The sequence below is a fragment of the Desulfosalsimonas sp. genome, from assembly GCF_046483245.1.
GTDB lineage: Bacteria > Desulfobacterota > Desulfobacteria > Desulfobacterales > Desulfosalsimonadaceae > Desulfosalsimonas.
In genome coordinates this window covers 1-23,533 of sequence record NZ_JAWODO010000051.1, presented here as the reverse complement: position 1 = coordinate 23,533, position 23,533 = coordinate 1, and the positions used below count along the sequence as shown (strand labels likewise).

21 protein-coding genes, 1 tRNA gene and 1 pseudogene are annotated in these 23,533 nt (G+C 54.6%); 14 read left to right on the top strand and 9 right to left on the bottom strand.

Annotated elements, in window-relative coordinates:
• Positions 1-4: 4 nt before the first annotated feature.
• The 6 genes and pseudogenes from R6U41_RS05365 to R6U41_RS05340 form a co-directional block, all read right to left on the bottom strand.
• Complete coding sequence (locus tag R6U41_RS05365; RefSeq protein WP_410268804.1) at positions 5-826, bottom strand: hypothetical protein; 822 nt, start codon at positions 824-826, stop codon at positions 5-7.
• A 13-nt stretch (positions 827-839) separates the two neighbouring features.
• Positions 840-2,570 (bottom strand): AMP-binding protein, encoded by a 1,731-nt coding sequence (locus R6U41_RS05360; protein WP_410268803.1) that lies wholly within the window; start codon positions 2,568-2,570, stop codon positions 840-842.
• On the bottom strand, positions 2,567-3,610 hold the full coding sequence (locus tag R6U41_RS05355) for a histone deacetylase (protein ID WP_410268802.1): 1,044 nt from the start codon (positions 3,608-3,610) through the stop codon (positions 2,567-2,569). The genes R6U41_RS05360 and R6U41_RS05355 overlap by 4 nt, the downstream gene beginning before the upstream one ends.
• A gap of 32 nt (positions 3,611-3,642) precedes the next feature.
• Positions 3,643-3,960, bottom strand: a pseudogene (locus tag R6U41_RS05350) (AMP-binding protein); the annotation flags it as partial.
• 15 nt (positions 3,961-3,975) lie between these two features.
• On the bottom strand, positions 3,976-4,311 hold the full coding sequence (locus tag R6U41_RS05345) for an acetyl-coenzyme A synthetase N-terminal domain-containing protein (protein WP_410268801.1): 336 nt from the start codon (positions 4,309-4,311) through the stop codon (positions 3,976-3,978).
• Between the two features lie 24 nt (positions 4,312-4,335).
• Positions 4,336-6,231, bottom strand: coding sequence for a GNAT family N-acetyltransferase (locus tag R6U41_RS05340; RefSeq protein WP_410268800.1), 1,896 nt, complete (start codon positions 6,229-6,231; stop codon positions 4,336-4,338).
• Positions 6,232-6,652: 421 nt separating this feature from the next.
• On the opposite strand from R6U41_RS05340, the gene R6U41_RS05335 reads away from it, so the two are divergent.
• The gene (locus R6U41_RS05335; protein ID WP_410268799.1) at positions 6,653-8,020 is read left to right on the top strand and encodes an NfeD family protein; all 1,368 of its coding nucleotides are present in this window, start codon (positions 6,653-6,655) and stop codon (positions 8,018-8,020) included.
• The gene (locus tag R6U41_RS05330) at positions 8,017-8,499 is read left to right on the top strand and encodes an NfeD family protein (RefSeq protein WP_410268798.1); all 483 of its coding nucleotides are present in this window, start codon (positions 8,017-8,019) and stop codon (positions 8,497-8,499) included. Before R6U41_RS05335 ends, R6U41_RS05330 begins: the two co-directional genes overlap by 4 nt.
• A gap of 489 nt (positions 8,500-8,988) precedes the next feature.
• Here R6U41_RS05330 and R6U41_RS05325 read toward each other — a convergent pair whose 3' ends face one another.
• The 3 genes from R6U41_RS05325 to panB all read right to left on the bottom strand — a co-directional run bounded on the left by R6U41_RS05325 (position 8,989) and on the right by panB (position 12,393).
• Positions 8,989-10,635: a glutamate synthase-related protein gene (locus R6U41_RS05325; protein WP_410268797.1), complete on the bottom strand. Its 1,647-nt coding sequence runs from the start codon at positions 10,633-10,635 to the stop codon at positions 8,989-8,991.
• A gap of 234 nt (positions 10,636-10,869) precedes the next feature.
• On the bottom strand, positions 10,870-11,580 hold the full coding sequence (locus tag R6U41_RS05320) for a GAF domain-containing protein (protein WP_410268796.1): 711 nt from the start codon (positions 11,578-11,580) through the stop codon (positions 10,870-10,872).
• Positions 11,581-11,604: 24 nt separating this feature from the next.
• A complete protein-coding gene (gene panB, locus R6U41_RS05315) occupies positions 11,605-12,393 on the bottom strand; it encodes a 3-methyl-2-oxobutanoate hydroxymethyltransferase (RefSeq protein ID WP_410268795.1) in 789 nt (262 codons plus the stop codon).
• Positions 12,394-12,707: 314 nt separating this feature from the next.
• On the opposite strand from panB, the gene hisS reads away from it, so the two are divergent.
• From hisS to R6U41_RS05255, 12 genes are all read left to right on the top strand, one after another.
• The gene (gene hisS / locus R6U41_RS05310) at positions 12,708-13,964 is read left to right on the top strand and encodes a histidine--tRNA ligase (RefSeq protein ID WP_410268794.1); all 1,257 of its coding nucleotides are present in this window, start codon (positions 12,708-12,710) and stop codon (positions 13,962-13,964) included.
• A gap of 61 nt (positions 13,965-14,025) precedes the next feature.
• Positions 14,026-15,816: an aspartate--tRNA ligase gene (gene aspS, locus R6U41_RS05305; RefSeq protein WP_410268793.1), complete on the top strand. Its 1,791-nt coding sequence runs from the start codon at positions 14,026-14,028 to the stop codon at positions 15,814-15,816.
• 68 nt (positions 15,817-15,884) lie between these two features.
• A tRNA-Asn gene (locus R6U41_RS05300) sits at positions 15,885-15,960 on the top strand.
• A 386-nt stretch (positions 15,961-16,346) separates the two neighbouring features.
• A complete protein-coding gene (locus R6U41_RS05295) occupies positions 16,347-16,658 on the top strand; it encodes a type II toxin-antitoxin system HicB family antitoxin (RefSeq protein ID WP_410268792.1) in 312 nt (103 codons plus the stop codon).
• Positions 16,659-17,384: 726 nt separating this feature from the next.
• Entirely contained in the window at positions 17,385-17,615 is a 231-nt protein-coding gene (locus R6U41_RS05290; RefSeq protein ID WP_410268791.1) for a helix-turn-helix domain-containing protein, read from the top strand.
• Entirely contained in the window at positions 17,608-18,327 is a 720-nt protein-coding gene (radC, locus tag R6U41_RS05285; protein ID WP_410268790.1) for a RadC family protein, read from the top strand. The genes R6U41_RS05290 and radC overlap by 8 nt, the downstream gene beginning before the upstream one ends.
• A gap of 19 nt (positions 18,328-18,346) precedes the next feature.
• A complete protein-coding gene (locus tag R6U41_RS05280; protein WP_410268789.1) occupies positions 18,347-19,471 on the top strand; it encodes a type I restriction enzyme HsdR N-terminal domain-containing protein in 1,125 nt (374 codons plus the stop codon).
• Positions 19,472-19,673: 202 nt separating this feature from the next.
• Positions 19,674-20,810, top strand: a complete 1,137-nt coding sequence (locus R6U41_RS05275) for an ATP-binding protein (RefSeq protein WP_410268788.1) — start codon at positions 19,674-19,676, stop codon at positions 20,808-20,810.
• Positions 20,803-20,946: a hypothetical protein gene (locus R6U41_RS05270; RefSeq protein ID WP_410268787.1), complete on the top strand. Its 144-nt coding sequence runs from the start codon at positions 20,803-20,805 to the stop codon at positions 20,944-20,946. The genes R6U41_RS05275 and R6U41_RS05270 overlap by 8 nt, the downstream gene beginning before the upstream one ends.
• 133 nt (positions 20,947-21,079) lie before the next feature.
• Positions 21,080-22,234: a hypothetical protein gene (locus tag R6U41_RS05265; protein WP_410268786.1), complete on the top strand. Its 1,155-nt coding sequence runs from the start codon at positions 21,080-21,082 to the stop codon at positions 22,232-22,234.
• Positions 22,235-23,095, top strand: a complete 861-nt coding sequence (locus tag R6U41_RS05260) for a hypothetical protein (RefSeq protein ID WP_410268785.1) — start codon at positions 22,235-22,237, stop codon at positions 23,093-23,095.
• Between the two features lie 63 nt (positions 23,096-23,158).
• The coding region (locus R6U41_RS05255) for a hypothetical protein (protein ID WP_410268784.1) at positions 23,159-23,533 on the top strand (375 nt) is incomplete at its 3' end.

Genomic DNA, 23,533 nt, shown 5'->3' with positions numbered 1-23,533 from the left:
GGCACTAGGGGGAAAAAGAGTCAATGGGTTTGTGTACTGACGGATGTTCCATGACTTGGTCAACCAGCCAGTCAAAAACGGCCTTGTCTTCAAGATCGGCCTTGCCGCCTTTTGCCAAAATGTCTTCAACGGCTTTTTTTGACGCCCGGCCGGTGCCGGCCACGGCTGTGTGAAACAGGTTCAGCCGGTTTTCTGAGGGGAAAAACAGAATCAGAGGATTGCCGAAAACCGGGGCGTCATTTCTGTCCGCGCCCCGTTGCCCCCAGATCCAGGTTTCCGGCAGTTTTGCAGATGCAGGGGCCGGGCGCAGATCCAACAGTTCCGCAAAAAGTTCCAGGGATTCCACAACGTCGCCGGGTGCTGCTGCCTCCAGGCCTGCTGCCCCCTGGCGGCCAAGGGTGGAAATGTCTTCCCGGCTGTAGTTCAGGTCAAGCTCATGGACGCACTGGCCGTGAAGCATCATGACGGTATCGGTTTTTCTTGAAACCACCACGTCCTTGTCATTTAATATGCGCATGGCGTTTCGAATGGAAAGCATTTCTTTTAAGACAGGGTTTTTGCGCATCACCACGTCGGCCGGATTTGTACGGTAGACCGGCAGCTCAGCATCGAGCACGATGATTTCCGGCAAATCCGCATTAAAATCCCGGCTCAGCATTTCCGTGTCCCGCTCAATCCGTTTGCTATACCCGGCTTTGTCCAGCAGTTGGCGCATTGCGGTTTTGTCTATGTGCGTGCCGCTTTCCGTGGGTGTCAGCGAGGCTATCACCTGCCGGGTCAGCCGGTCGATTTCAATTTTCTGCTTTAAGTTTTGTTTAAATGACATGGCTGTTTTTCCGCTAATCCTGCATCCGCGACGGCTCGCCCCCGGGAAGGCCCAGTTCCCTGGCCCGCAGCACCCTTCGCAAAAGTTTGCCGCTGATGGTTTTGGGCAGTTTGTCCAGAAAGACCAACTCGCGCACCAGCAGTTCAGATGAAAGGTTGCCCTTTAAAAATGCCCGGATTTCATATTTGAGCCGGTTGGACGGCGTATAGCCCTGTTTTAGGGTGACATAGGCCTTGAGATGCGAGATGCCCCGGCCCGGCTCCCGGCCCTTGGAGATGACTGCGGCTTCGGCCACGGCCGGATGCATGCACAGCACCTGCTCGATTTCAAACGGGCCGATGACCTTGTCGTCTCCGGCCTTGATCAGGTCATCATTTCTGCCCTGATGATAAAAATAACCCTCTTCGTCTTCCACTGCAATGTCTCCGGTGACAAACCAGCCGTTTTTAAAATATCCGGCAAACCGGTCCGGCTCCTTCCAGATCTGCGACATCTGTCCCGGCCACCCGGGCCGCAGGGCCAGTTCCCCCAGGGAAAGCGCCGGCAGGGGTTCGCCGTTGTCATCTAAGATTGCCGCCTCAATGCCCGGCAGGGGCCGGCCCACGGATCCGGGCTTGATATCTGCGCCCGGCAGGTTGGCAATGCAGATCATGCCGGTTTCTGTCATCCACCAGGTGTCATGGGGCGTGGCTCCGATATGCTGCCGGGTCCAGTACAGCATTTCCGGCGGCAGGGGGGCGCCCACGGTGCAGATGTGGGTTAAGGCAGACAGGTCGTATCGGGTGGGCAGATCATCGCCGGCTTCCATGAGATCCCGCAGCACGCGCGGGGTGGTGTACCAAGTGGTAATCCCCAAATCCTCCAGGGCCCGGTACCAGTTGGCCGCGGTAAACGGCTGGCGGATGATTACGCTTGTGACCCCGCAGAGCCAGGGGGCAAAGGCGCCGTAAACCGTGCCCGTGACCCAGGCCGGATCTGCGTCGGTCCACAACACCGTGTCGTCCTTGAGATTCAGGACCCACCTGGCCGTCGTCTGCATCCCGGTAATGTCCGAGTGCGTGTGCACAATGCCTTTTGGCGGCCGGGTGGAACCCGAGGTGTAGATCAGGTACAGGGGAGTGTCAGGCGGCACCAGGGCTGTGGGAAATTCAGCGGACATGGTCTTTGTCATGTTTTCAATGATGGTTTCCTGTTCAAACAGGTCGGGCGTTGGGCCGCATACCAGCAGAATATGGGAGAGCCGGGCACTCAGGTCCACCGGAATCTGTTCCACCAGATCCGGGTGGGTCAGCACGGCCCGGGGTGAAATATTGTCTAAGCGCACTTCCAGTTCATAGAAGCCGGAAGTGGAAAACACCGGGCAGAACATCACGCCCATGCGGGCAGCCCCGGCCATGGCAAAATAGGTTTCCGGGCAGGGCGGCAGAAACAAAAGCAGCCGGTCGCCTTCGGCAAATCCGAACCGGGTCAGCAGGTTGGCCCATCTGGCCGACATATCGCGCATCTGCCGGTAGGAAAATGTTGTGCGGCAGCCGTTGGCCTCAAATATCAGGGCCGGGTGACCGGCCTTTTGGGGATCATCGGCCCAAAAGTCCAGGGACTCGGCAATAATGTTGACCTGGCCGGCGTTTTGCCGGCGCAGTTGTTTTTCCGCCTCTTTCCAGGAAAACGTCTGCCGGGCCCGGCTGTAGTCCCGAAGGTTTGCAAGTTCCGGGGCGACCGGAGGAATGCGGGCTTTGATCATGCCATGACTCCAAAGGGTTGATGTATTTCCAAAATCCGGCCGACCAGGTCAAGGGCTTCCGGGGAGGCCGAATCCGGGATCTGCGGGCTTTGATCCGTATCTGCCGTTAATTCCGATAGCACACTGCCCACGCACCTGACAAGGGCCGGTGGCTCATATCCGCCTTCCAGGGCAAAAAGCAGCGGGATTTTCCCGCAGGCGGTGTCTGCGGCATCCAGGATCAGCCGGGTCAGACGGGCATAGATGTTTTCGGAAAAAAGGCATCTTCCCACAGGATCGTCGCAATGAGCGTCAAACCCGGCTGCCACCATGATCAGCTCCGGTGCAAAACCCCGGATCACCGGCACCATGGTGCGGGAATAGAGATACACCATGTCCTGGTCTGTGAAATCCCGGGACAATTCAATGTTCATGGTGTATCCCCGGCCCGGCCCGTCCCCGGTCTCCTGCATGGCGCCGGAGTGGGGATAAAGCATCCGGTCATGGGTGGAGAAATAATAAATCCGGTCGTTTTCGTAGAAAATGTCGCTGATGCCGTTTCCGTGGTGCACGTCCCAGTCCACTACCAGAATTCGGCGGGCATTGTGGCGGACCCGGGCATATTCGGCAGCCACTGCAATGTTGTTGAAAACGCAGAAGCCGCCGGACCGGTCCGGCAGGGCGTGGTGGCCCGGCGGCCGGATAAGGACGAAAAAGGCCTGGCAGTGCTTTTCCAGGAGCAGGTCCACGCCCTGGATGCAGGCCCCGGCTGCAAGCCAGGCGGCCATGTAGGTCATGGTGCTCACCGGAGTGTCCGGGGCCAGGTTGGTCATTGGCAGTTCAGCGGTTTTCAGAATCCGGCGGACATGGGCCGGGGTGTGCACCCGCTCCACGTCCTCCAGGGCTGCGGGCTGCGGCTGGAATTCCATGACCCCGCCGGAAAAATCCCGGTCCAGCATCCGGTAGAGTTCCTGGATCCGTCTGGGGTGTTCGGGGTGGAAATGACCGGTTTTGTGCTCCACAAACCGATCTTCCCGTGTCACCCCGACTTTTAACCCCATTTTCAGCCTTCTCCGGTTTTTTCAGCACGTCATCACTTGAGGTTTTCAATGTCCACCCGGTTTTCCACGAGCTTGTCAATGACGCTTTCATCAGCAATCGTGAGGGAAACGGGCTTTCCGCCCCGGTATCCACCGTCAGCGGTGATCACCACTTTTGCGCCGCAGTCCTTTATTCGGTTGGCAATGGCGTCTGCGGAAAAACCCCCGAATACCACGCTGTGAATGGCACCGATGCGCGCGCATGCCAGCAGGGAAACCGGCAGTTCCACGATCATGGGCATATAAATAATCACCCGATCGCCCTTTTTGACGCCGTTGTTTTTCAGCACAGCGGCAAACCGGTTGACCCGGGTGTATAGATCTTTCTAGGTGACCGCTTTTGTGTCCTCGGGATTATCGCCTTCCCAGTAATAGGCGATCTTATCGGCAATGGTGTCCATATGGCGGTCCAGGCAGTTGTAAGACGCATTGAGCACACCGCCGGAAAACCAGCTGATTCTGGCTTCGGTAAAATCATAATCCAGTACCTGATCCCATTTTTTCTCCCAGGATAGGTATTTTTCCGCCTGCTGCGCCCAGAAACCCTCCGGATCTTCAATGGACTGCCTGTGGAGCTTCTGGTATTCGTCCATGCCCTTGACATAGGCAGTTTTTTGAAATTCCGCCAGGTGTTGACCGTAAATTTCCGCGCTTTCCGTCATAAAATCTCCTTGGGCTGTGGGTGGTTATTTGGCTTCTGTGTTCTTTGTTTCGGCGGGTTCGTCGAATCGACAGGTCAGAACAAGGATATCCTCCTCCCGGTTTTTGTGGATTTTATATGGCAGTTTTCCAAAAAGCTTTATCATTGCGGTGTTGGACGGGTCGGTGTAGGCAACCAGCCCGTCTATGTTGTTGTCCTGGGCGGCTTCGGTCAGTTTGTGCAGCAAAATAGCGGCAATGCCCGCGCTCTGCCATTGCTTGCTTACGGAAAACGCCACTTCGGCCAGGTTGTGGCTAGGCTCGAGCATATAGGCGCCAATGCCGATAACAGAGCCGAATCCGAACTCGCCTGTCAGAGCGACCATTGTCAGGTTGCGGACATAATCGGTTTCAATGATGGATTTGACGTCATCGCGCAGAAACTGGGTCTTTTCATAAAAAAATCGGGCGATCACATCGCTTTTATCCAGGTTGTAGAAATGTTCCTGGATTCTGCGGTCGTCCACCGGCTTGGCTGGCCGGAAGGTCACGGATTTTCCCTGGATTTTCCGGATTTCCTCGAGCCCCGCAGGATAGACGCTTCTAAGCGACTCCGAGAGCTTGCGGTACTTGGTCATCAGGCCCATGTCCTTGGCCTGTTCGAAAAGCTGGTTCCGAAAATCCGGGTGTGCCAGACTGATCATGGCCGTGGCCCGTTCCTGGAGGTTTTTGCCAAACAGGTTCACCGCCCCGTATTCGCTGACCACATAGGAGACATCCGTGCGGGGCACCACTACTCCCCCGGACTTGAGTTCCGGTAGGATGCGGCTGGTCTTGCCGTCCATGGAAGTGGAGGGAATCAGCAGTATGGATTTGCCTTCCGGGCAGGCCGCCGCCCCCCGGGTGAAATCCAGTATGCTGGAAACTCCGGCAAAATAGTTGTGCGGCAGGGCATCCACTGCCGCCTGGCCGGTTAAATCCATTTCCATGACCATGTTGATCGACACCATCTTGTTGTGCTGGCCGATGATGGTGGGGTTGTTGACGTAATCGGACGGATAGAACTCAATTGAGGGATTGTCATGGACAAATTCATAGAGGTTTTGGGAGCCCACCGCGTTTGTGGCCACGATCTTGCCGTCATTTAACCCCTTGTACTTGTTAGTGATCACCCCCATGGAAACCAGGTCCATGATTCCGTCGATCACAAACTGGGTGTGCACGCCCAGATCATTTTTGCTTGAAAGCGCCAGCAGAATCGCCTTGGGCGTGGCCCCCAGACCAAGCTGGAAAGTGGAACCGTCCTCGATGAGGTTGGCTACCAGCCGGGCAATGCGGTGAGCCGAGTCAAACTCCGGAAGGTGGCCGATGGTTAGCAGGTCCTCGTTGTTTTCCACCACCACGTCCACGTCATTTGCATGGATAAAACTGTGGCCCAGCACCCGGGGCATGTTTTCATTGACTTGGACGATGACCAGGTCTGCAGCGCGGAGCGCCTCCAGGCCCACATCCACGGAAATGCCCAGGCTCATCCACCCGAAGTCATCGGGCGGCGACGTCTGGACCAGGGCTGCATTGATAGGCAGATGACGTTTTCTAAACAGAGCGGGCACCGCTGAAAGGTTCATGGGGGTGATATAGGGTCGGTTGGCCTCCATGTGCCGGGCCCCTGCAGAGCCCTGGTAAATGCTACGGATGCTGAATTGCTCAAAGGTGCCCCGGTTGGCCAGCCGGGTCAGGGGCGAGTTTTGCAGGCTCATGAGCCGGACCACTTCAAGATCTGTTAAATGTGGGGCCTCATTGACCAGGGTGTCGACCAGATGCTGCGGCTCGCCGCAGGAGGAGCCAACAAACACACGCTGGCCGGATTTGAGAAGCTGCATGGCCTGCTTTGCGCTTCGGCGTTTTTTGATGTATTCATCCGGCCAGTATTTGACAGCCATGGTTATTCCTTTTTCCTGATTTGAAAGGGGTTTTGGGGAAAAACAAACCCCTGATTTGGCGGTGCATGAAATTTGAACAAAGCCGAATAATTATAAACATTGTACCATACACAAAATATTGGTGCCAATACAAAATTAGAAACCGGGATTTTTTGGAGGCCTATGGCCGGGGTTTTGCGAAACCGGCCATCCCGGCGTTTCGGCTTGACACCAAAGGGGCAGGCGGTATAATTTGAACAAAATTAAAATCTTTAATTGATTATCCTTTCTGTTTCTTTTTTTGGCGAATTCGGAAACGCTCATGCACCGCAACCCGGTTTTTCGGCCGCGAATCGTTGTTTTTCTGTGTCTTTTGCTAATCGGCTCTGCATGGCTTGCAGCGCGACCGGACGCCCGGGGTGAAGGTGATCGGCAGGTTTTTGTGATTCCGATTTCCGGCACCGTGGATCCGGGCATGGCGGCTTTCGTGGAACGGGCTCGCCGGGAGGTCTCCCAAAACCCCGATGCCATGGTGGTATTTGAAATCAACACCTTTGGCGGGCGGGTGGATTCCGCCCTGGAAATTGTTGACACACTTCTCAAAATCCCCGGAGATCAGACCATTGCTTATGTCTCGCCCAAGGCCATATCCGCCGGCGCCCTGATTGCCCTTGCCTGCGGGGATCTGGCCATGGCCCCGGGCAGCACCATCGGGGATGTTGCCCCGATCATGCAGTCCAGCGAAGGGCCCAGGGAGCTGGGCGAGAAATTTCAATCCCCGATCCGGGCCAAGTTCCGGGCCCTGGCAGAGAGAAACGGCTATCCCGTAGCCTTGGTCGAGGCCATGGTCACCAAGGAAAAGCGCGTCCTGGAAGTCACCATGATGGACGGCACCACTGTTTACATGGATGCGCAGCAGTTTGAGGACCTGAGCGAAAGCGAAAAAAAGGCCGTGACATCGAAAAAAACCATAGTGGACGCCGGCGAACTGCTGACCCTCCACGATGCCGAGGCCCTTTCCTACGGCCTGTCCATGATGACTGTGGACTCCATCGATGTCCTGCTCAACAATCTGGATATGGCAGCATTCGAACTCACCCGCATCGAGGAGACCTGGTCCGAGGCCCTGGTGCGCTTTATCGACGGTATTGCCCCGATTCTGATGATGATCGGGCTGGCCGGGCTTTATATTGAAATTAAGTCCCCGGGCTTTGGTGTGCCCGGGGCTGTGGGGGTTTTCTGCCTGGCGCTGGTGTTTTTGAGCCAGTACCTGGTGGGTCTGGCCCATTACACGGAATTTTTCCTTCTGCTGGCCGGCCTGATTCTGATGGGGGTTGAGATGTTTGTGCTGCCCGGATTCGGCATGGCCGGATTTGCCGGCATTGTTTTGATCGTCATCGGCATGGTGCTGGCCATGCAGGATTTTGTGTTGCCCGACCCGTCCCTTCCCTGGCAGAAGGAGCTTCTCATTGAAAACGGGGTGCGGGTGCTGGGGGCCTATCTTGTGGCCATGATCGCCGGGCTGATGTTTATTCGCTATGTTATGCCAAAAATTCCTTCCAGCCGGGAAGGGCCGTATCTGGCCGCATCCTTGAAAGATGCCCATGCAGATGCCAAAGACACCCAGGTGGTGCATCCGGGCGATACCGGCGTGGCCCTGACCTATCTGCGGCCTTCGGGTAAGGCGGAAATCAATGATGAAAGGGTGGACGTGATCACGGAAAATCAGTTTCTGGAAAAGGGGACCGCAGTCAAGGTCATCGATATCCGGGGGAACCGGATTATCGTGGACAGAAAGGACCCGGCATGATCCAGCCCTACATTGTTCCGGTGCTCCTTCAGGCTGCCGGCATTGCCGTACTTCTGGCCGAAGTCATGCTGCCTTCCGGCGGCCTGCTGACCATCGTGGCCCTGGGATGCTTCGGCTATTCCCTCTATCTTGTGTTTACTGCCGTGTCCGCGTTTGCGGGCATGGTGTTTGTGCTGGCCGATATTATTTTGATCCCCGTGGTGCTCATTGCCGGGCTTAAGCTGCTGGCCCGCTCCCCCCTGGCTTTGAAGACCAGCCTTTCGAGCAAAAGCGGATTCAGCTCTTTTGACCAGGAAAAAGACGAGAATTACGTGGGCCGGCAGGGCAAGGCGGCAACCGATTTGCGTCCGGCGGGAACGGCTGTTATTGACGGAAAACGCGTGGATGTGGTCACGCGGGGCGACTATATTGAAAAGGGATCGGCTGTGACGGTCATTGCCGTGGAAGGCAGCCGTATCGTGGTACGAAAAGATCAATAGTTGATTGTGCTGTAAAAAGTTCAATATCTGCGTTACGCGCGATACCTCAGAATTTCACGTACGGATAACTACGCTGCATTCTTCGGAATCGCGCAAGCCTTGATCTTAAACTTTTTACGGCACCATCTGAAATCAGACTTCCAAGGAAGTCCAAGGGCGGGGTCGGTTTTTGAAGCGACATTGAGCGTTTACGGAAAAATTCAGCAAATGCCGGAGCTAAAAAATTTCAAACTGTCTGAGGCCGACAGGCCGAGTTTTTGAAATTTTGAGCGAAGGCATTGGCTGAATCCGTAAACGGTCAGGAGCGAAAAAACTGACCCCGGCCGCAGGGCTTCCTTCCTGCAACAACAGCGGACGCGGTAAAAAGCTTTTTACGGTGCCATCCATTTTCGGGCCGGCAAAAAAAGCAAAAACCCGCAGCAGCGGCTCTCTGCACGCCGTGCTGCGGGTTTTTTTGAAGCCGGGCCTTATAAACAGGCTCTGGCGGCTTTAGCTGTTGAGGATCTTTTTGGCGGTTTCGTCATTGGCGTCGCAGACAAACGGGATGCCGGTGATCTCCGCGGTTTCACGGTTGCCGGAAAAAAGATCTTCCCGGGCCACCTCGGGCATGGAAAATTTTCGGGCGCCGGCCATGAGCTGCTGCAGGCCGCAGGTCAGCTTATCGGCCAGGGTCCAGAACCCGATGGCCCCGTAGGGGATGTTTTTCATCTCGTCCTTGCCCACCCGGGCTTCCACGTCATAGTAGCTGGCAAAGATTTCTTCCGGGGTGGTGCCGAGCTGGCTGACTGTTTTGGGCAGTTTGTCCCAGTTGCCGCTGACCTTTTCCCGGCGTTCCGGATGAATGGCCCCTTCGATGTTGGCCCCCAGAAATCCCGGGATCATGATGGCCCGGCCCATGCACACCAGTTTGGTGTACGGGGCGCCCAGGGCCATGGCCTTGAAGATGTGGTCTTCTAAGGCAAACCCGCCGGCAAAGGAAAGATCCACCACATCCTCGCCCTTTGCGGCCAGCATGCTGTTGTATTCATATGCCTTGGAATGCAGGTGCAGGGAGGGCACCCCCCAGCTCTGCATCATGTTCCAGGGGCTCATTCCCGTGCCGCCGCCCGAGCCGTCAATGGTAAGCAGGTCCAGTTTTGCGTCCGTGGCAAACTTGATGGCCATGGCCAGTTCCTCCATTCCGTAGGAACCGGTCTTGAGCGAAATGCGCTTAAATCCCAGGCTTCGCAGATATTCCACGCTTTTCATGAACTCTTCGCGCACCAGGTCCACCCTGCCCAGGTTGGTGGCGCCCAGCCGGCTGTGGCGGGCAAACGAGGTGATGGAGCCGTGGTTGAAGGCCTCCTGCACCGAGGGCTTTTCCGGATCCGGGTCCACCACGTAGCCGCGTTTTTTTAAAAATATGGCATAATCCAAGCTGGTGACCTGGATTTCACCGCCGATGTCCTTGGCGCCCTGGCCCCACTTGAGTTCCAGGATGCACTTGTTGCCGTATTTTTCGGCAATGTATTCGGCAACACCGTTTCGGGTGTCTTCCACGTTCATCTGAACGATGATGGCGCCGTAGCCGTCATTGTAGCGCAGGTAAGAGTCAATCCGGCGGTCCAGCTCCGGGGCTTTGGTGATCCGGCCGTTGGCCATTTCCGATTCCCGGTCCACGCCCACCACGTTTTCGCCGATGACCACGGGTATGCCCACCAGGGATGCGCCGATGGCAAAAGAATCCCAGTATTTGGCCGCCACAAAGGTCGAGCCCAGCGCGCCGGTCATCAGGGGAACGCGGGCCTTGGTCTTGATTTCCTTGCCGAATTCGGTTTCCAGGCTCACATTGGGGAAGATGCAGTCATCCGGGTCCGTGGACAGGCCCTGGGACAGGCCGTGGGAGCCGTAGGCATAGCCCTGAATTCGCAGGGAATTGTAGGATGCGCCCACGTGGGTGGTGTTGTTGGCCCCGGCGGTGACAATGCCGAAACTTCGGGGATAGAGCAGTTTGCGGCCCACCAGGCTGGACATAAAGGTTTCGCATTTGCCCTGGCAGTCAGCCCGGCACAGGGTACACAAACCGGATTCCGCAGGATTGCCCCGGTTGGCGGTTCCCAGTACATCATTGGTTTTGGAAAAACGCAGTTCAGACATGATTTTCCTCCTTGGTGCAACTTTTTGATATTAAATTATTGTATATTATTTCAATATTTTATATTTATTTGAATTTGAGCAAAAAAAAAGCGCCTCTACGCCGTTGTGCAATAGAGACGCCTTTGTCTGTAAAATATTCAGTAAAACCTGCACGCCATTGTGCAAGTTAACAAATATCTATTAGTTCAAGGAGATGTTTTTGTCAAGGTTTTTGTTAAATGCTTTGTATGTATATCAGTAAAGTTCTTCTGAAAGCAGGATGGCCTCTGCGATGCTGCGCATGGATTTTCGCGAATCCATGCTTTTTTTCTGCAAGCGGCGATAGGCCTCGTCGGCATCAATGCGGCTTCGCTGCATCATGGCGTCCTTGGCCCGCTCCACAAGCTTGCGGGTTTCCAGCTCCTCCTGGATCACCTTGGTCTTGATCACCAGCTCTGAGTTGTAAATGGCCACAGCCGCCTGGTTGGCCACGGTGGTGATGAGGTTGACCTCCACGTCGGTGAAGTCATGGGGCTCTGAGGTAAAGCAGTTGAGCACACCGATGACCCGCTCATCATGGAGCAAAGGAACGCTGGCCAGGGATTTGAGCCCCAGGCTCCGGGCCATGTCCTTTTCCTTGAACCTGGGCTCGGACAACACATCCTTGATGATCAAAGGGTGTTTTTCCGCGGCCACATAGCCCACCACGCCTTCGCTGATGTTTAAGACCCGGTCCTTGACATAGGCGGGCTCAATGGTCTGGGTGGCCTTCAGGCGCAGCCGGGGCCGGCCGTCGTTTTCCTCGATCAGCCACAAGGAACAGATCTGCACCCCGGTAACCTGGGCCGTGACCATGACAATAAGCTTTAAGATCTCCTCGAGATAGAGATCCGAGTTGATGGCATGGCTGATATCCATCAATGCCTTGATATACTTGTCCGTGCTCACAGCACCCTTGGAATCCATGATATCTGACGCAAAACAATAGGGTTAATAACAATGCTCTTCAGACGGAAAAGCGCCTGATGCAACTTCTTCAACATAGGCGCGCAGCCCGTCCATGGCGTTTTGCCGGAGCTGCGCGTATTGTTTGACAAACTTGGGCACATGGCCTCCGTTTAAGCCCAGCATATCGTGGATCACCAGGACCTGGCCGTCGCAGTCCGGCCCGGCGCCGATGCCGATGGTCGGAATGCTGATGCTTTTGGTGATGGCCGCTGAGATGTCTGCCGGAATGCCTTCAAGGACCACGGAAAAGGCCCCGGCTGATTCAACGCGCCGGGCGTCTTCCATGAGTCGTTCCCGGTCCCGTTGGACCCGGAACCCGCCCATCTGGTGAACCGACTGGGGGGTAAGCCCGATATGGGCCATGACCGGAATCCCGGCCTGGGTCATGGCGGCGATGGTATCGGCCACCAATGCCCCGCCTTCAAGTTTGACCCCCGATGCTCCGGCTTCTTTTAAAAAACGGCCGGCATTGATCAGGGCCTCGGATCTGGCGCTCTGGTAGGACATAAACGGCATGTCGCCCACCACCATGGCCGTGCGCGCGCCTTTGGCCACAATACGGGTGTGATAAATCATTTCATCCATGGTCACCCCGAGGGTGGTGGCCTCGCCCTGGACCGCCATGCCCAGCGAATCGCCAACCAGCAGCACGTTTACGCCCGCTTCATCGGCCATCTGGGCAAACGGATGGTCATAGGCGGTCAGAACGGTGATCTTTTCGCCCTTTTTTTTCATGTCCAGGAGTTTTTTCGTGGTTACTGCGCTTGCCATGATAGGTCTCCTTTTCGGCCTTTGCAATGATTTGTCGGTTTTGGCCGGGCGCCGGAAATTTCCGGATATTGCCGGATATATAAATTTTCTTGTATATAGTCCGTGCCCGGGATGTCAAGTTCAACATATGGGTTGACAAGATTTTGTTATTTTTCGTATCTATATAAGATTATACAATTTGCGGCCTGCGGGCCATGTCATACTATCCTGCAATCATTATAATCATCACCGGCAGGGTCACAATCATTTCCATTCGGGACGGCAGGCCTTTTTTTTTAGCGGGTCTGGCCGGTCCAGTTGATTTGCGGACGCTAATGATACAGCTTGTCAGGGGATTTAAAGACATTCTGCCGCCGGAAACCTCGGTGTGGCAGTCCATTGAAGATACGGCCAGGCGGCATTTCGAAAATTTCGGTTTCCGGGAAATCCGGCCGCCCGTACTTGAACAGGCCGCGCTTTTTCAGCGAAGCATCGGCGAGCATACCGATATCGTGGAAAAGGAGATGTATACTTTTGCCGGCAGCCGCGACACCCTGCTGACCCTGCGGCCCGAGGCTACCGCATCAGTGGTGCGTGCCTATATCCAGCACAAGATTTATGCCGCCGATCCTGCGGCCCGCTTTTACACCATCGGCCCCATGTTTCGAAAAGAGCGGCCACAGAAGGGCCGTTACCGGCAGTTTTACCAGATCAACGCCGAGGTCTTCGGGGTGGATTCCCCGTATATGGACGCCCAGCTCATTTATATGTGCATGACCTTTTTCCGGCGGCTTTCGGTTTCCGGTCTGAAGGTGCATTTAAATTCCCTGGGCTGCCCCGAATGCCGGCCGGCGTTTCGGCAGAAGCTTTCTGAAATGCTTGCCGGCCGGGCGGAGAATTTGTGTCCGGACTGCCTGCGCCGTCTGGAGAAAAACCCTTTGCGCGTGCTGGACTGCAAGGTTCCGGCCTGCAGGGAGGCGGTGGCCGATGCCCCGTCCATGCTCGATTTTCTCTGCGATGACTGCGGGCAGCATTTCCGGACCGTGCAGGCGGCTCTGTCGGATATGGACATTGCGTTTCAGATCGATCCCCGCCTGGTACGGGGGCTTGACTATTACACGCGAACAGCCTTTGAGATCCAGACCTCGGAACTCGGAGCCCAGAACGCGGTTGCCGGCGGCGGCCGCTATGACCAGCTCGTGGAAATGCTCGGCGGGCCGGCTCAGCCGGCTATCGGGTTTGCCATCGGCCTGGACCGCCTGGTGGAGCTGTTTTCCGCCAAGTTCCCGGCTCCGGAAACAGGGCCGGAGGTGTTTTTCCTGCCCATGGGAGAGGCCGCCCGGAAGCGGGCGGCCAAATGGTCAAGCGAGCTGGCGGACGCAGGCGTGCGCGTGGAGGCGGATTTTTCGGGCCGGAGCCTAAAGGCGCTTATGCGTCGGGCCGACCGCATGGGCGCGTCCCGGGTGCTGATTGTGGGCGATCAGGAGTTGGCTGAAAACAAGGCGGTTTTACGGGATATGAAAACCCGGGACCAGGTGGACGTGCCCATGGACCGGCTGGTAGAATTTATATCCGAGCATGTGGGCAGGTAGCGGAAAAATGATTTTCCAGCCGGTTTTGTTTGTAAAAAAACATCCATAAGGAGTCAGGGGATTGAACGATACATTGGGAGATATGCGGCGGAGCCATCACTGCAACGCCCTGGGCGCGGCGGATACCGGCGCGCAGGTGGTGCTGATGGGCTGGGTGCAGCGGCGCCGGGATCACGGCGGCGTGATATTTGTTGATTTGCGGGACCGGGAAGGCATCACCCAGGTGGTGTTCAATCCCGATCGGGATGCGGCGGTGCATGAAAAGGCCCATGCCATCCGAAGTGAATATGTGCTGGCCGTCCGGGGGGTGGTGGAAAAACGGCCCGAGGGGATGACCAACCCGGCTCTGGCAACCGGTGAAATCGAGGTCATGGTCTCGGAATTAAAAATTTTAAACCGGGCCCAGACCCCGCCGTTTATGATTGAAGACCAGGTGGATGTCAATGAAAACACCCGGCTGGCCAGCCGCCACATTGATTTGCGCAGGCCGTCTTTGCAGAACAACATCATGATGCGCCACAGGGCTGCGGCCGCCGCGCGCCGGTATTTAAACGACCAGGGGTTTCTCGATATTGAAACCCCGTTTTTAACCCGCAGCACCCCTGAAGGCGCCCGGGATTATCTGGTGCCCTCCCGGCTGAATCCGGGTTCGTTTTACGCGCTTCCCCAGTCGCCCCAGCTTTTCAAGCAGCTTTTGATGATCTCGGGCTTTGACCGGTATTACCAGATTGTGCACTGCTTCAGAGACGAGGATCTGCGGGCCGACCGCCAGCCGGAATTCACCCAGATCGACATGGAGATGTCCTTTGTGGGCGAAGAAGACGTCATGGCCGTGGCTGAAGGGCTGATTTCCTCGGTTTTCCGGGAGGCGGGCCGGGCTGCGCCCAGCCCGCCGTTTGCCCGGATGACCTACCAGGAGGCAATGGAGCGCTACGGACTGGACCGGCCCGATACCCGGTTTGGCCTGGAGCTTTGCGATATTTCCGATATCGTGGCTGAATCCGGGTTTAATTTGTTTTCCAATACAGTGAAAAAAGGCGGCATTGTCAAGGCGCTAAACGCCAAGGGATGTGCCGGTTTCACGCGCAAGGAGATCGATGATTTCACCGATTTTGTGGCCGTGTACCGGGCCAGGGGACTGGCCTGGATCCGGGTGAAGGAAGACGAGTGGCAGTCGCCCATCACCAAGTTTTTTTCAGATGAGGAAAAAAAGGCCATGGCCGCGCGTCTGGACATGCAGCCCGGCGACCTGGTGTTTTTCGGCGCGGACCAGCCCGGCATTGTCAACGAGTCCCTGGGGCAGCTGCGCAATCACCTGGGCAAAAAACTGGGCCTGATTGATGAAAATGCATACGAATTTGTGTGGATCACCGATTTTCCCATGTTTGAATACGATGAAACCGAAAAGCGATACCAGGCCCTGCATCACCCCTTTACCGCCCCGGCGGAAAAAGATCTGGAAAAGCTGGCCTCCGATCCCGTGAACATGCGCTCAAGGGCCTATGATCTGGTGTTAAACGGCTCGGAAATCGGCGGCGGAAGTATCCGCATCCATCAAAAGGACGTGCAGGTCCGGGTCCTGGAGGCCCTGGGCATGGACCGGGCCGAATACGAGGAAAAATTCGGGTTTCTGCTCTCGGCCCTGGACTCCGGGGCGCCGCCCCACGGGGGCATTGCCTTTGGCTTTGACCGGCTGATGACCATACTTTGCAACACGTCTTCCATTCGGGAGGTGATCGCCTTTCCCAAGACCCAGAAAGGCGCCTGTCTGATGACCGCGGCCCCGGCTGCCGCCACCGCAGCCCAGCTCAGGGAACTGGGCCTGAAGATCCGGCGGGTGGAGCAGTCCTGATGCTTGACATTTTTGCTTGACATTTTTATTATCAGACCGTAAATAGACAATCTTGATTCACACTTTGTTCCCCAGTAGCTCAGTTGGCAGAGCAGGTGGCTGTTAACCACCGCGTCCGTGGTTCGAGTCCGCGCTGGGGAGCCAAAACGCAATCCGGCACAGTCCGGTACAATATAAAAACCCCGGAGAGCAAGTCGCTTTCCGGGGTTTTTTTATTTTATGTTGTCCAACAAAATCCAGTTGCATACCGGTGGTATTACCATTAAGCCCTTCACAACCGAGTATTTCAGCATTATAATTGTGGATGGGGTCGATGTTGGTTCGTTTGAATGGAACATAGTTGAAGCAAGCGGATTCTCCCCCTAACAAACCTCTGGTGGGGATCTCTTGAGGGTGTGTTTTCAAGGCCATGAGAGAATAAAAGCGCGGCACGTTTTTAAACGCTCCATCGAAGTTACTTGACAGAATCTTTTGATTGCAATTATAATCAGAGTATAGGGATACACTCCCAATAAATTGTAGGTGATAGAATGACACACATAGAAATGACCGTTAAGCTGCCCATCTCGATTAAAAAAAAGGACAAGTGGTTTATTGCGTGTTGTCCCATTCTCGATGTTTTCAGTCAGGGTAAGACTGAGAGCAAGGCTCGGGAGAATTTGGCCGATGCCTTGTATCTGTTTTTAACTTCCTGCTATGAGCGCGGTACGCTTGATGAGGTCCTAAGAGAATCCGGAATTCGGCCTGCAAAGAGGCAGAAGATTCGCGACTACAAAGATTATATCGATATCCCTTTCAACCTGTTGTCAGAGCAAAAGCAGCCAAGGCATTGCCACGCATAACCCCCCTTCATTGGAAGATCCTCGAATGTATATTTCGGTTAGCCGGATTTAAATATGAGCGAACCAGAGGTGATCACTTGAGCTATTCAAAAAGTGGATGCTTAAGACCGGTGATAATTCCAAAATATGCAGAAGTTGACGTTGATATAATCAGGTCGAATATGCGAACAGCTGGGATCAGCCGGAAAGAGTTTTTTGAGTATCTGGAAAAATGCAAATAAGCGCCAGCCTTTCAGCAAAATTTTCTGCTGGCATTTTTGGTGGTATTTTCAAAAACATGAAAGATAAAACATAGTAATATTAATTGGTTGCCTCTTTAATTCGATGGTGCGCTGGGGAGCCAACAATGAATGCAACCGGTTGCCAGACCGGCTGCTCAACGGACAGGGCCCCGCATCGGCGATGCGGGGCTTCGTTGTTATTAGGGCAGTGATTTCATAAGGTTACGCCTTGCCCCACAGCTCCGGCAGCATTCTCCATTCTTTGTCAAGCAGCCCGTTTCATGTCCAGGGCCGTATATTTTACCTGAAATTGGTCTTCGGACCCTGAAACGAACGCGGAATTCTCCGATCCTCAGTTTTTCAGAATTCTTTATTTAACAGGCCGGTTGCAAACGCCTGGCAGCAGGCACTATTTGCTTGCGTTATTTTTCCCGGATGATATAACATCCGTAATAAGGTTCATTGTAAATAATGGCTATTTGGATAACGGAAGGCCCATGCATCGATGAAATTTATTCAGCCGGATTATCCAGCATTGGTTAAGGAGGTCCGTCGGCAGCTTTCAATCAGCCAGGAAGACCTGGCCCGGGAGTTGGGCGTCAGTTATGCCACGGTCAATCGATGGGAAAACGGGCAGGCAAAGCCTTCAAAATTGGCCAGGGCACAATTGGATGCCTTTTGTGAACGGATGCAGGCGGCCGGGCTGCTGGATCTTGCGGAGAACGGCCATGGCTAAAGATCAAACCAGATCTAAAACCCGAATCAATGAACGCAGGGCCATTAAGGATTGGCCGGAATCCGAACGGCCTCGGGAAAAGCTGCTCCAGTTGGGGCCGGAAGGACTGTCTGATGGGGAGTTGTTAGCGGTTCTGCTTCGTATTGGTGCATTAGGGCAATCGGCTGAGGACCAGGCCCGGCAATTGATGACTCAATTTAACGGGATTAACGGGATCGATCGCGCACACATTGAAGAGCTTCTCGCTGTTCCGGGCATGGGCGTCGCCAAGACCGCTCAAGTAAAAGCCGCCATAGAAATAGGTAAAAGGGTTCGCAGGCAAACCGCTTTGCCGCAAAGCTTTGATCACGCAGCGGAGGTTGTTGCATATGTCCGTCCTCATTTTGAAGGAAAACGGCAGGAATGCTTTTTAACCATCTTGCTGGATGGTCAAAATCAATTGCTTGCCGAAAGATGGATTGCAGAGGGCATTCCCACTCAAGCGACTGTATATGTTCGCAGGGTAATGGAAGAGGCCTTGCGGGTATCGGCCAGCGCATTTGTCGTGGCGCACAATCATCCTTCCGGTCAGCCAAAACCCTCCACGGCAGATGACCAGACGACAGAGGACCTCAAACAGGCCGCTAAGCTCATGGATCTTGCTTTTCTTGATCACCTCATTATTGGAAGCGGAAACGAATATTACAGCTATGCAGACAATGACAAAATCTAAAAACCTTTGGGAGTAATGCATGGCAAGAAAAAGCTATGTCAGAGCAGATGAAATTCAGGTCAAAGGCAATAAGATATTCAGCCCGGTCAGACAGAAATGGCTGCCATTGACCCCTGAGGAGCGTGTTCGCCAGGAGTACCTGCGGGTTTTGACACAGGAATATGGCTATGTCACTGATCAAATGGCGGAAGAGATGGATGTTACCGGCCGGGGCAGCGCCCAGGCCCGGGCTGATTTTGTGATCTGGCGCAGTGCTCAGGATAAAATCGACCAGAAGCCGCCTTTTATTATTGTGGAGTGCAAGTCCGACAACATGACCATCAAGGCCGCGGATTACGCCCAGGGGGAACACTATGCCCGGATGACTGATGCACCGTTTTTCGTCACCCATAATTCGCGGGAAACCAAATACTGGCGTGTCAAAAAAGACAAAATGCCGGGATATATTGAAGAGATCGAGAATATCCCCCATGTCGATGCCACGGACAAGGAAATCGAAGAGCTGTTCTCCAAGCTTCGCGTGTTCAAAGAGAAGGAGTTTGCCGATCTTCTCCATCAATGCCACAACGTCATACGCAATCGTGAGAAAAAAGACCCGGCTGCCGCTTTTGATGAAATTGCCAAAATCCTTTTTGTTAAGGTCTACGTAGAGCGTAAATTGCTCACCCGGCGCAGCAAGGAAAATTTTTTTACCGTGGATGTGCTCGACAAACAGATTGCGGAAAACCCCCTGGACAATCTGTTTCAGGAAACCAAGAAAGCCTATTCCACAGATAAAATTTTCGAGGATGAAGAGCGTATCAACCTGAAACCGGCCACGGGCGAAGAAATCGTCCGCAAACTGGAAAAATATAATCTTTCAGACACCAGCGAAGACATCAAAGGGGTGGCTTTCGAGCGCTTTCTGGGCCGCACCTTCAGGGGGGAGATCGGTCAGTTTTTTACCCCCCGAACCATTGTGGAGTTTATGGTTCACAAACTTCCGCTTCCCGATATTGAAATTCAGCATCAATTAGCAAGAGATATAAACGGCATAAGACAAAAGTCAACAGGCCTTAAGATTGATGCTAAAGCGCTTTATCAAAGAGAAAAGATCAATATTAAACGAATGATCCTTGGCTCTCAAAAGATTGAGAAAATATAGATGTCTCCATCAATTCAAAACATCGAATTTGAAGGCTACTTTGCAAAAGGCGTATTGGGCATTTTCAAAATCATCCGCGGTCTTGCCGATTTGCGGGATCTGGCGGCGATTTCGGTCCCCTATGAGCTGAGTGATGGTGTTGAAAATGGATATTAGGGAGCTAAAAAAATTTGTATCTGCCGGCGAGTCGGGGACTAATGTCATGGATAACAAAGAGGCGCTGGTTCTGGAAGCGATTCCCAATCCCGAGTCTCGTCCGTACGCCCTTGAAGGGCGACCGTACCAGCGGATTGGTTCGACGACCTCGATCATGCCTCAGACAACCTATCAGCGCCTTCTCAATGAGAGAGCGCACAGCCGCATCCGATGGGAAAACCAACCGGCCGAAGGCTGTGCAATCGCCGACATGGATTCTGAAGAAATTCTTCGCACGGTGCGCCTTGGAATTGCAGCCGGCCGTTTGCCTGAGTCAACCGGTAGCGCTATTCCGGATATTATGGAACGTTTGAGATTGTTTCGGGACGGCCGTCCCAATCAGGCTTCTGTCGTTTTGTTTGGTTCCCGCTTCATGCCGGATTATCCGCAATGCCAGTTGCGCCTTGCCCGCTTTCGGGGCGTGAATAAATCCGAGTTTCTTGATCAGAGACAAATTGAAGGGAATGCCTTTTACCTGCTTGAGGAAGCCATGTTGTTTCTGCGCCGCCATTTGCCTGTGGCCGGGCGGATCGTCCCCGGCCTTTTCGAGCGGGAAGACGAACCATTGTTTCCGCTTGAAGCCCTGCGTGAGGCCCTGGTCAATGCCTTTTGCCACAGGGGTTATACCATTTCTGGTGGTGCGGTGAGTTTGGCTATTTATGACGACCGGCTTGAGATCTGGAGCGATGGAACCCTACCGTTTAATCTGAAACCCGAGGATTTGAAGCGCGATCACGCCTCCAGGCCGCGCAATCCAATCATTGCACAGGTGTTTTATTTGCGCGGTATGATTGAGCGATGGGGGCGAGGAACACAAAAGATTGTGGAATTATGTGTCAAGGCCGGACACCCGGAGCCGGAATTTGGTGAGCAGGCCGGCAGTGTATGGGTACGCTTCCTGCCCAGTGGCTATATCGCGCCGCACCGTGTCGCCCATGACCTGACCGGGCGTCAGCGGGAATTGCTTCAAATATTAGCACAATTGGGCCCTGCGCCTCTTCGAGAAATACGAAAACGTTTATCGGCACCGCCCTCGGATCGCATGATTCAGGAAGATCTCACACACCTTCGTCGACTTGACCTTGTTGAATCGATGGGGCGAGGTCGGGGTGCGGTTTACCGGCTGAGGAAGACGAATGAATAGCGAAGCTAATTGTGAAATAGCGTTGCGCTATTTTTTCGCTATTAAGCAAATAGGCTGGAAAACGCTGTCAGATAAGCTGGATCGCCCAGCTTATTTGCAGCTTTTTGGTGAGGGCGTATTTAAAGGGCCCCAATAAGCATATATGTTTTGTTTGGAATTCAGTTGTAAAGGATTTCTTTACAACTGACGCAATTTTCCCAAAAAGGCCGTCTGGGGCTCGAACGTAAATATCCGGACCAATACCGGCGGATAAAGGCTGAACTGAAACCATGAGCGAATACCAGTATTATGAATTCCTGGCCATGGACCGGCCGCTGACAAAAGAGGAAATGGACGAGCTGCGGGCGCTCTCGACACGGGCCACGATCACGCCGTTCAGCTTCACCAACGAATACAATTGGGGTGATTTCAAGGGTGAGCCTGAGAAACTGATGAAGCGCTATTTTGACGCCCATATCTATGTGGCCAACTGGATGACGGCCATTTTCATGGTGCGCCTGCCCGTGGAGGCATTGGCCCAAGAGACGGCCAAGGCCGTGGCCGCACCTTATCTTTTGGATATCAAGGCCACCAAAACCCATTGGATCATCATCTGGAGTTTGGAGGAGTCGGAAAACTACGACCGCTTCGGCATGGAGGACGGCCGGGGCTGGATGGCGCGCCTGGCCCCGGTGCGGGATGAACTGCTGCGCGGGGACCTGCGCAGCCTTTATATCGGATGGCTGGCGGCTGTAGCCGGAGAGATGATGGATGACGATGAGATGGAGCCGCTATGCGTGAGCGGATTGGGAAACCTGACGGCAGCTCAGCAGGCGCTGGCCGAATTTCTTGAAGTGGACCCGGACCTGCTGGCCGGCGCCGGCATGGGCAGGCCGGCTGCGCAGGAGATGGAAGTTTCACAACGGGAAATGGATAAGTGGATCGATGCCCTGCCAAGAGAAGAAGTCAATTCAATCCTGAAGCAATTGCTGGAGGGCAAAGGGCAGCAGGCCGAACGGTCCATCAGGAACCGGTTCGCATCCTGGCGGCGCGGGTTGCAGACGGGCGATACCGGCGCATCCCGTCTTACGGTGGGAGATTTGCGGCAGAACGCCGAAAAGGCGCGACAAATAAGGCTGGAAAAACAAAAACAGGACCGAAAGCAACGAGAGGTCAAGCACCGTGAGAAACGCAAGGCGTATCTGGAGAATCTGTCCAGCGATTTTCCCAAGGCCTGGGCGTCGGTCAAAGAACCCGTCGAGCGCGGATCGGGGCGGGGCTATGACGAGGCCTGCCGCATACTCGTTGACATCGCCGAAGCCTATGACCTGTTTGCGACCAAAAAGCAATTTCAACAAGAACTCAAAAAGTTCATGGCTGGCCACCTGCGGCGCAAGGCGCTGATTCAACGCCTGGTGAAGGCCGGTATCTGGAGGGAAGGTTAAATGCGGCATCACAAGGCCACAGACAATGACATCGACCTGAGCAAATCCGTTGAATTGGTTGTGTTGGCTGTCAAAGAGCGGGCCGCCCGGTGCCGTTTGCTGGGAATTGACCGGATCATTACCCTTCGCGCCAGCCGCCTCTGGGATGTGGTGCCCGGCGCCATTGTCACGGTAACGCCCCGAAAGCAGTGGCGTTACGGCGGTCATCCGTATCTGTCCGGCGAGATTGAGTCGATTCGGATCGACGTGAAAGCCTTAGGTCTGGTCCCTTTGGGGCTCGCAGAGATGGGCATGTGGGACCCTCAGGAAGAGTACTGGGGAGAAAAAGACGAGCCCATCGATGAATGGGCCAAGCCGATCATCGCTCACGGCCCCCGTCCCATGTTCGAAATGGAGCAGGTGCTGCCCGGGGCGGACCCTGACGATCCTTTCGATGACCCCATCACCCGGTACAATGATCTCAAAGATGCCGGCCAGCGGGCAGAGGCGGAAAAGATCTTGATGGAGCTGTGCGAAACTGACCTGCGCTGTCTCGATGCCCATTCGCATCTGGGCAATTTCGTCTTTGACCACCATCCCAAGGACGCCATCCGGCATTACGAAGTCGGTTTGCGCATCGGCGAGCTGTCTTTGGGTGACGATTTTGCCGGCGTGCTGGCGTGGGGCTTTATCCACAACCGTCCGTTTCTGCGCTGCATGCACGGCTATGGATTGTGTCTCTGGCGGCTTGGGCGCTTTGACGAGGCGGAACACATATTTGAGAAGATGCTCTGGCTGAACCCGTCGGATAACCAGGGCGTGCGGTTTCTCATAGATGAGGTGAAGGGGAAACCCGCCTGGGAGGATCGAGAAAACGAGTGAACTTCTCCACCGCAAGCAGCGGGGTATATGACTCAATGCCTCGCAATAAATTTGAGCTTTCCCATGGGCAAGAACGTTAAAACAATCAGCCGGCTGGAACTTTATAAGCGAGTGTGGGAGACGCCCGTGACTCGGCTGGCCAAAGAGTATGGCCTGTCCGATGTCGGCTTTGCCAAGATTTGCAAAAAGTACAATATTCCAAGACCCCCGCGGGGTTACTGGGCCCAAAAAGCCGCTGGACAGCGAATGGCCAAAGAACCACTGCCCAGACACTCTTCGGATGAAATGATTGAAATCAGTCCCAATCTCTCGAATCAATTCAATCCCACTGAAAATCCAAAATTGTTGAAACACCTTGAACGCGAACAGAATTTTCCGCCAATCGTGGTTGCGAAAGCGTTGAGAAATCCGCACCCGTTTGTCGTCCGATCCGCTGAA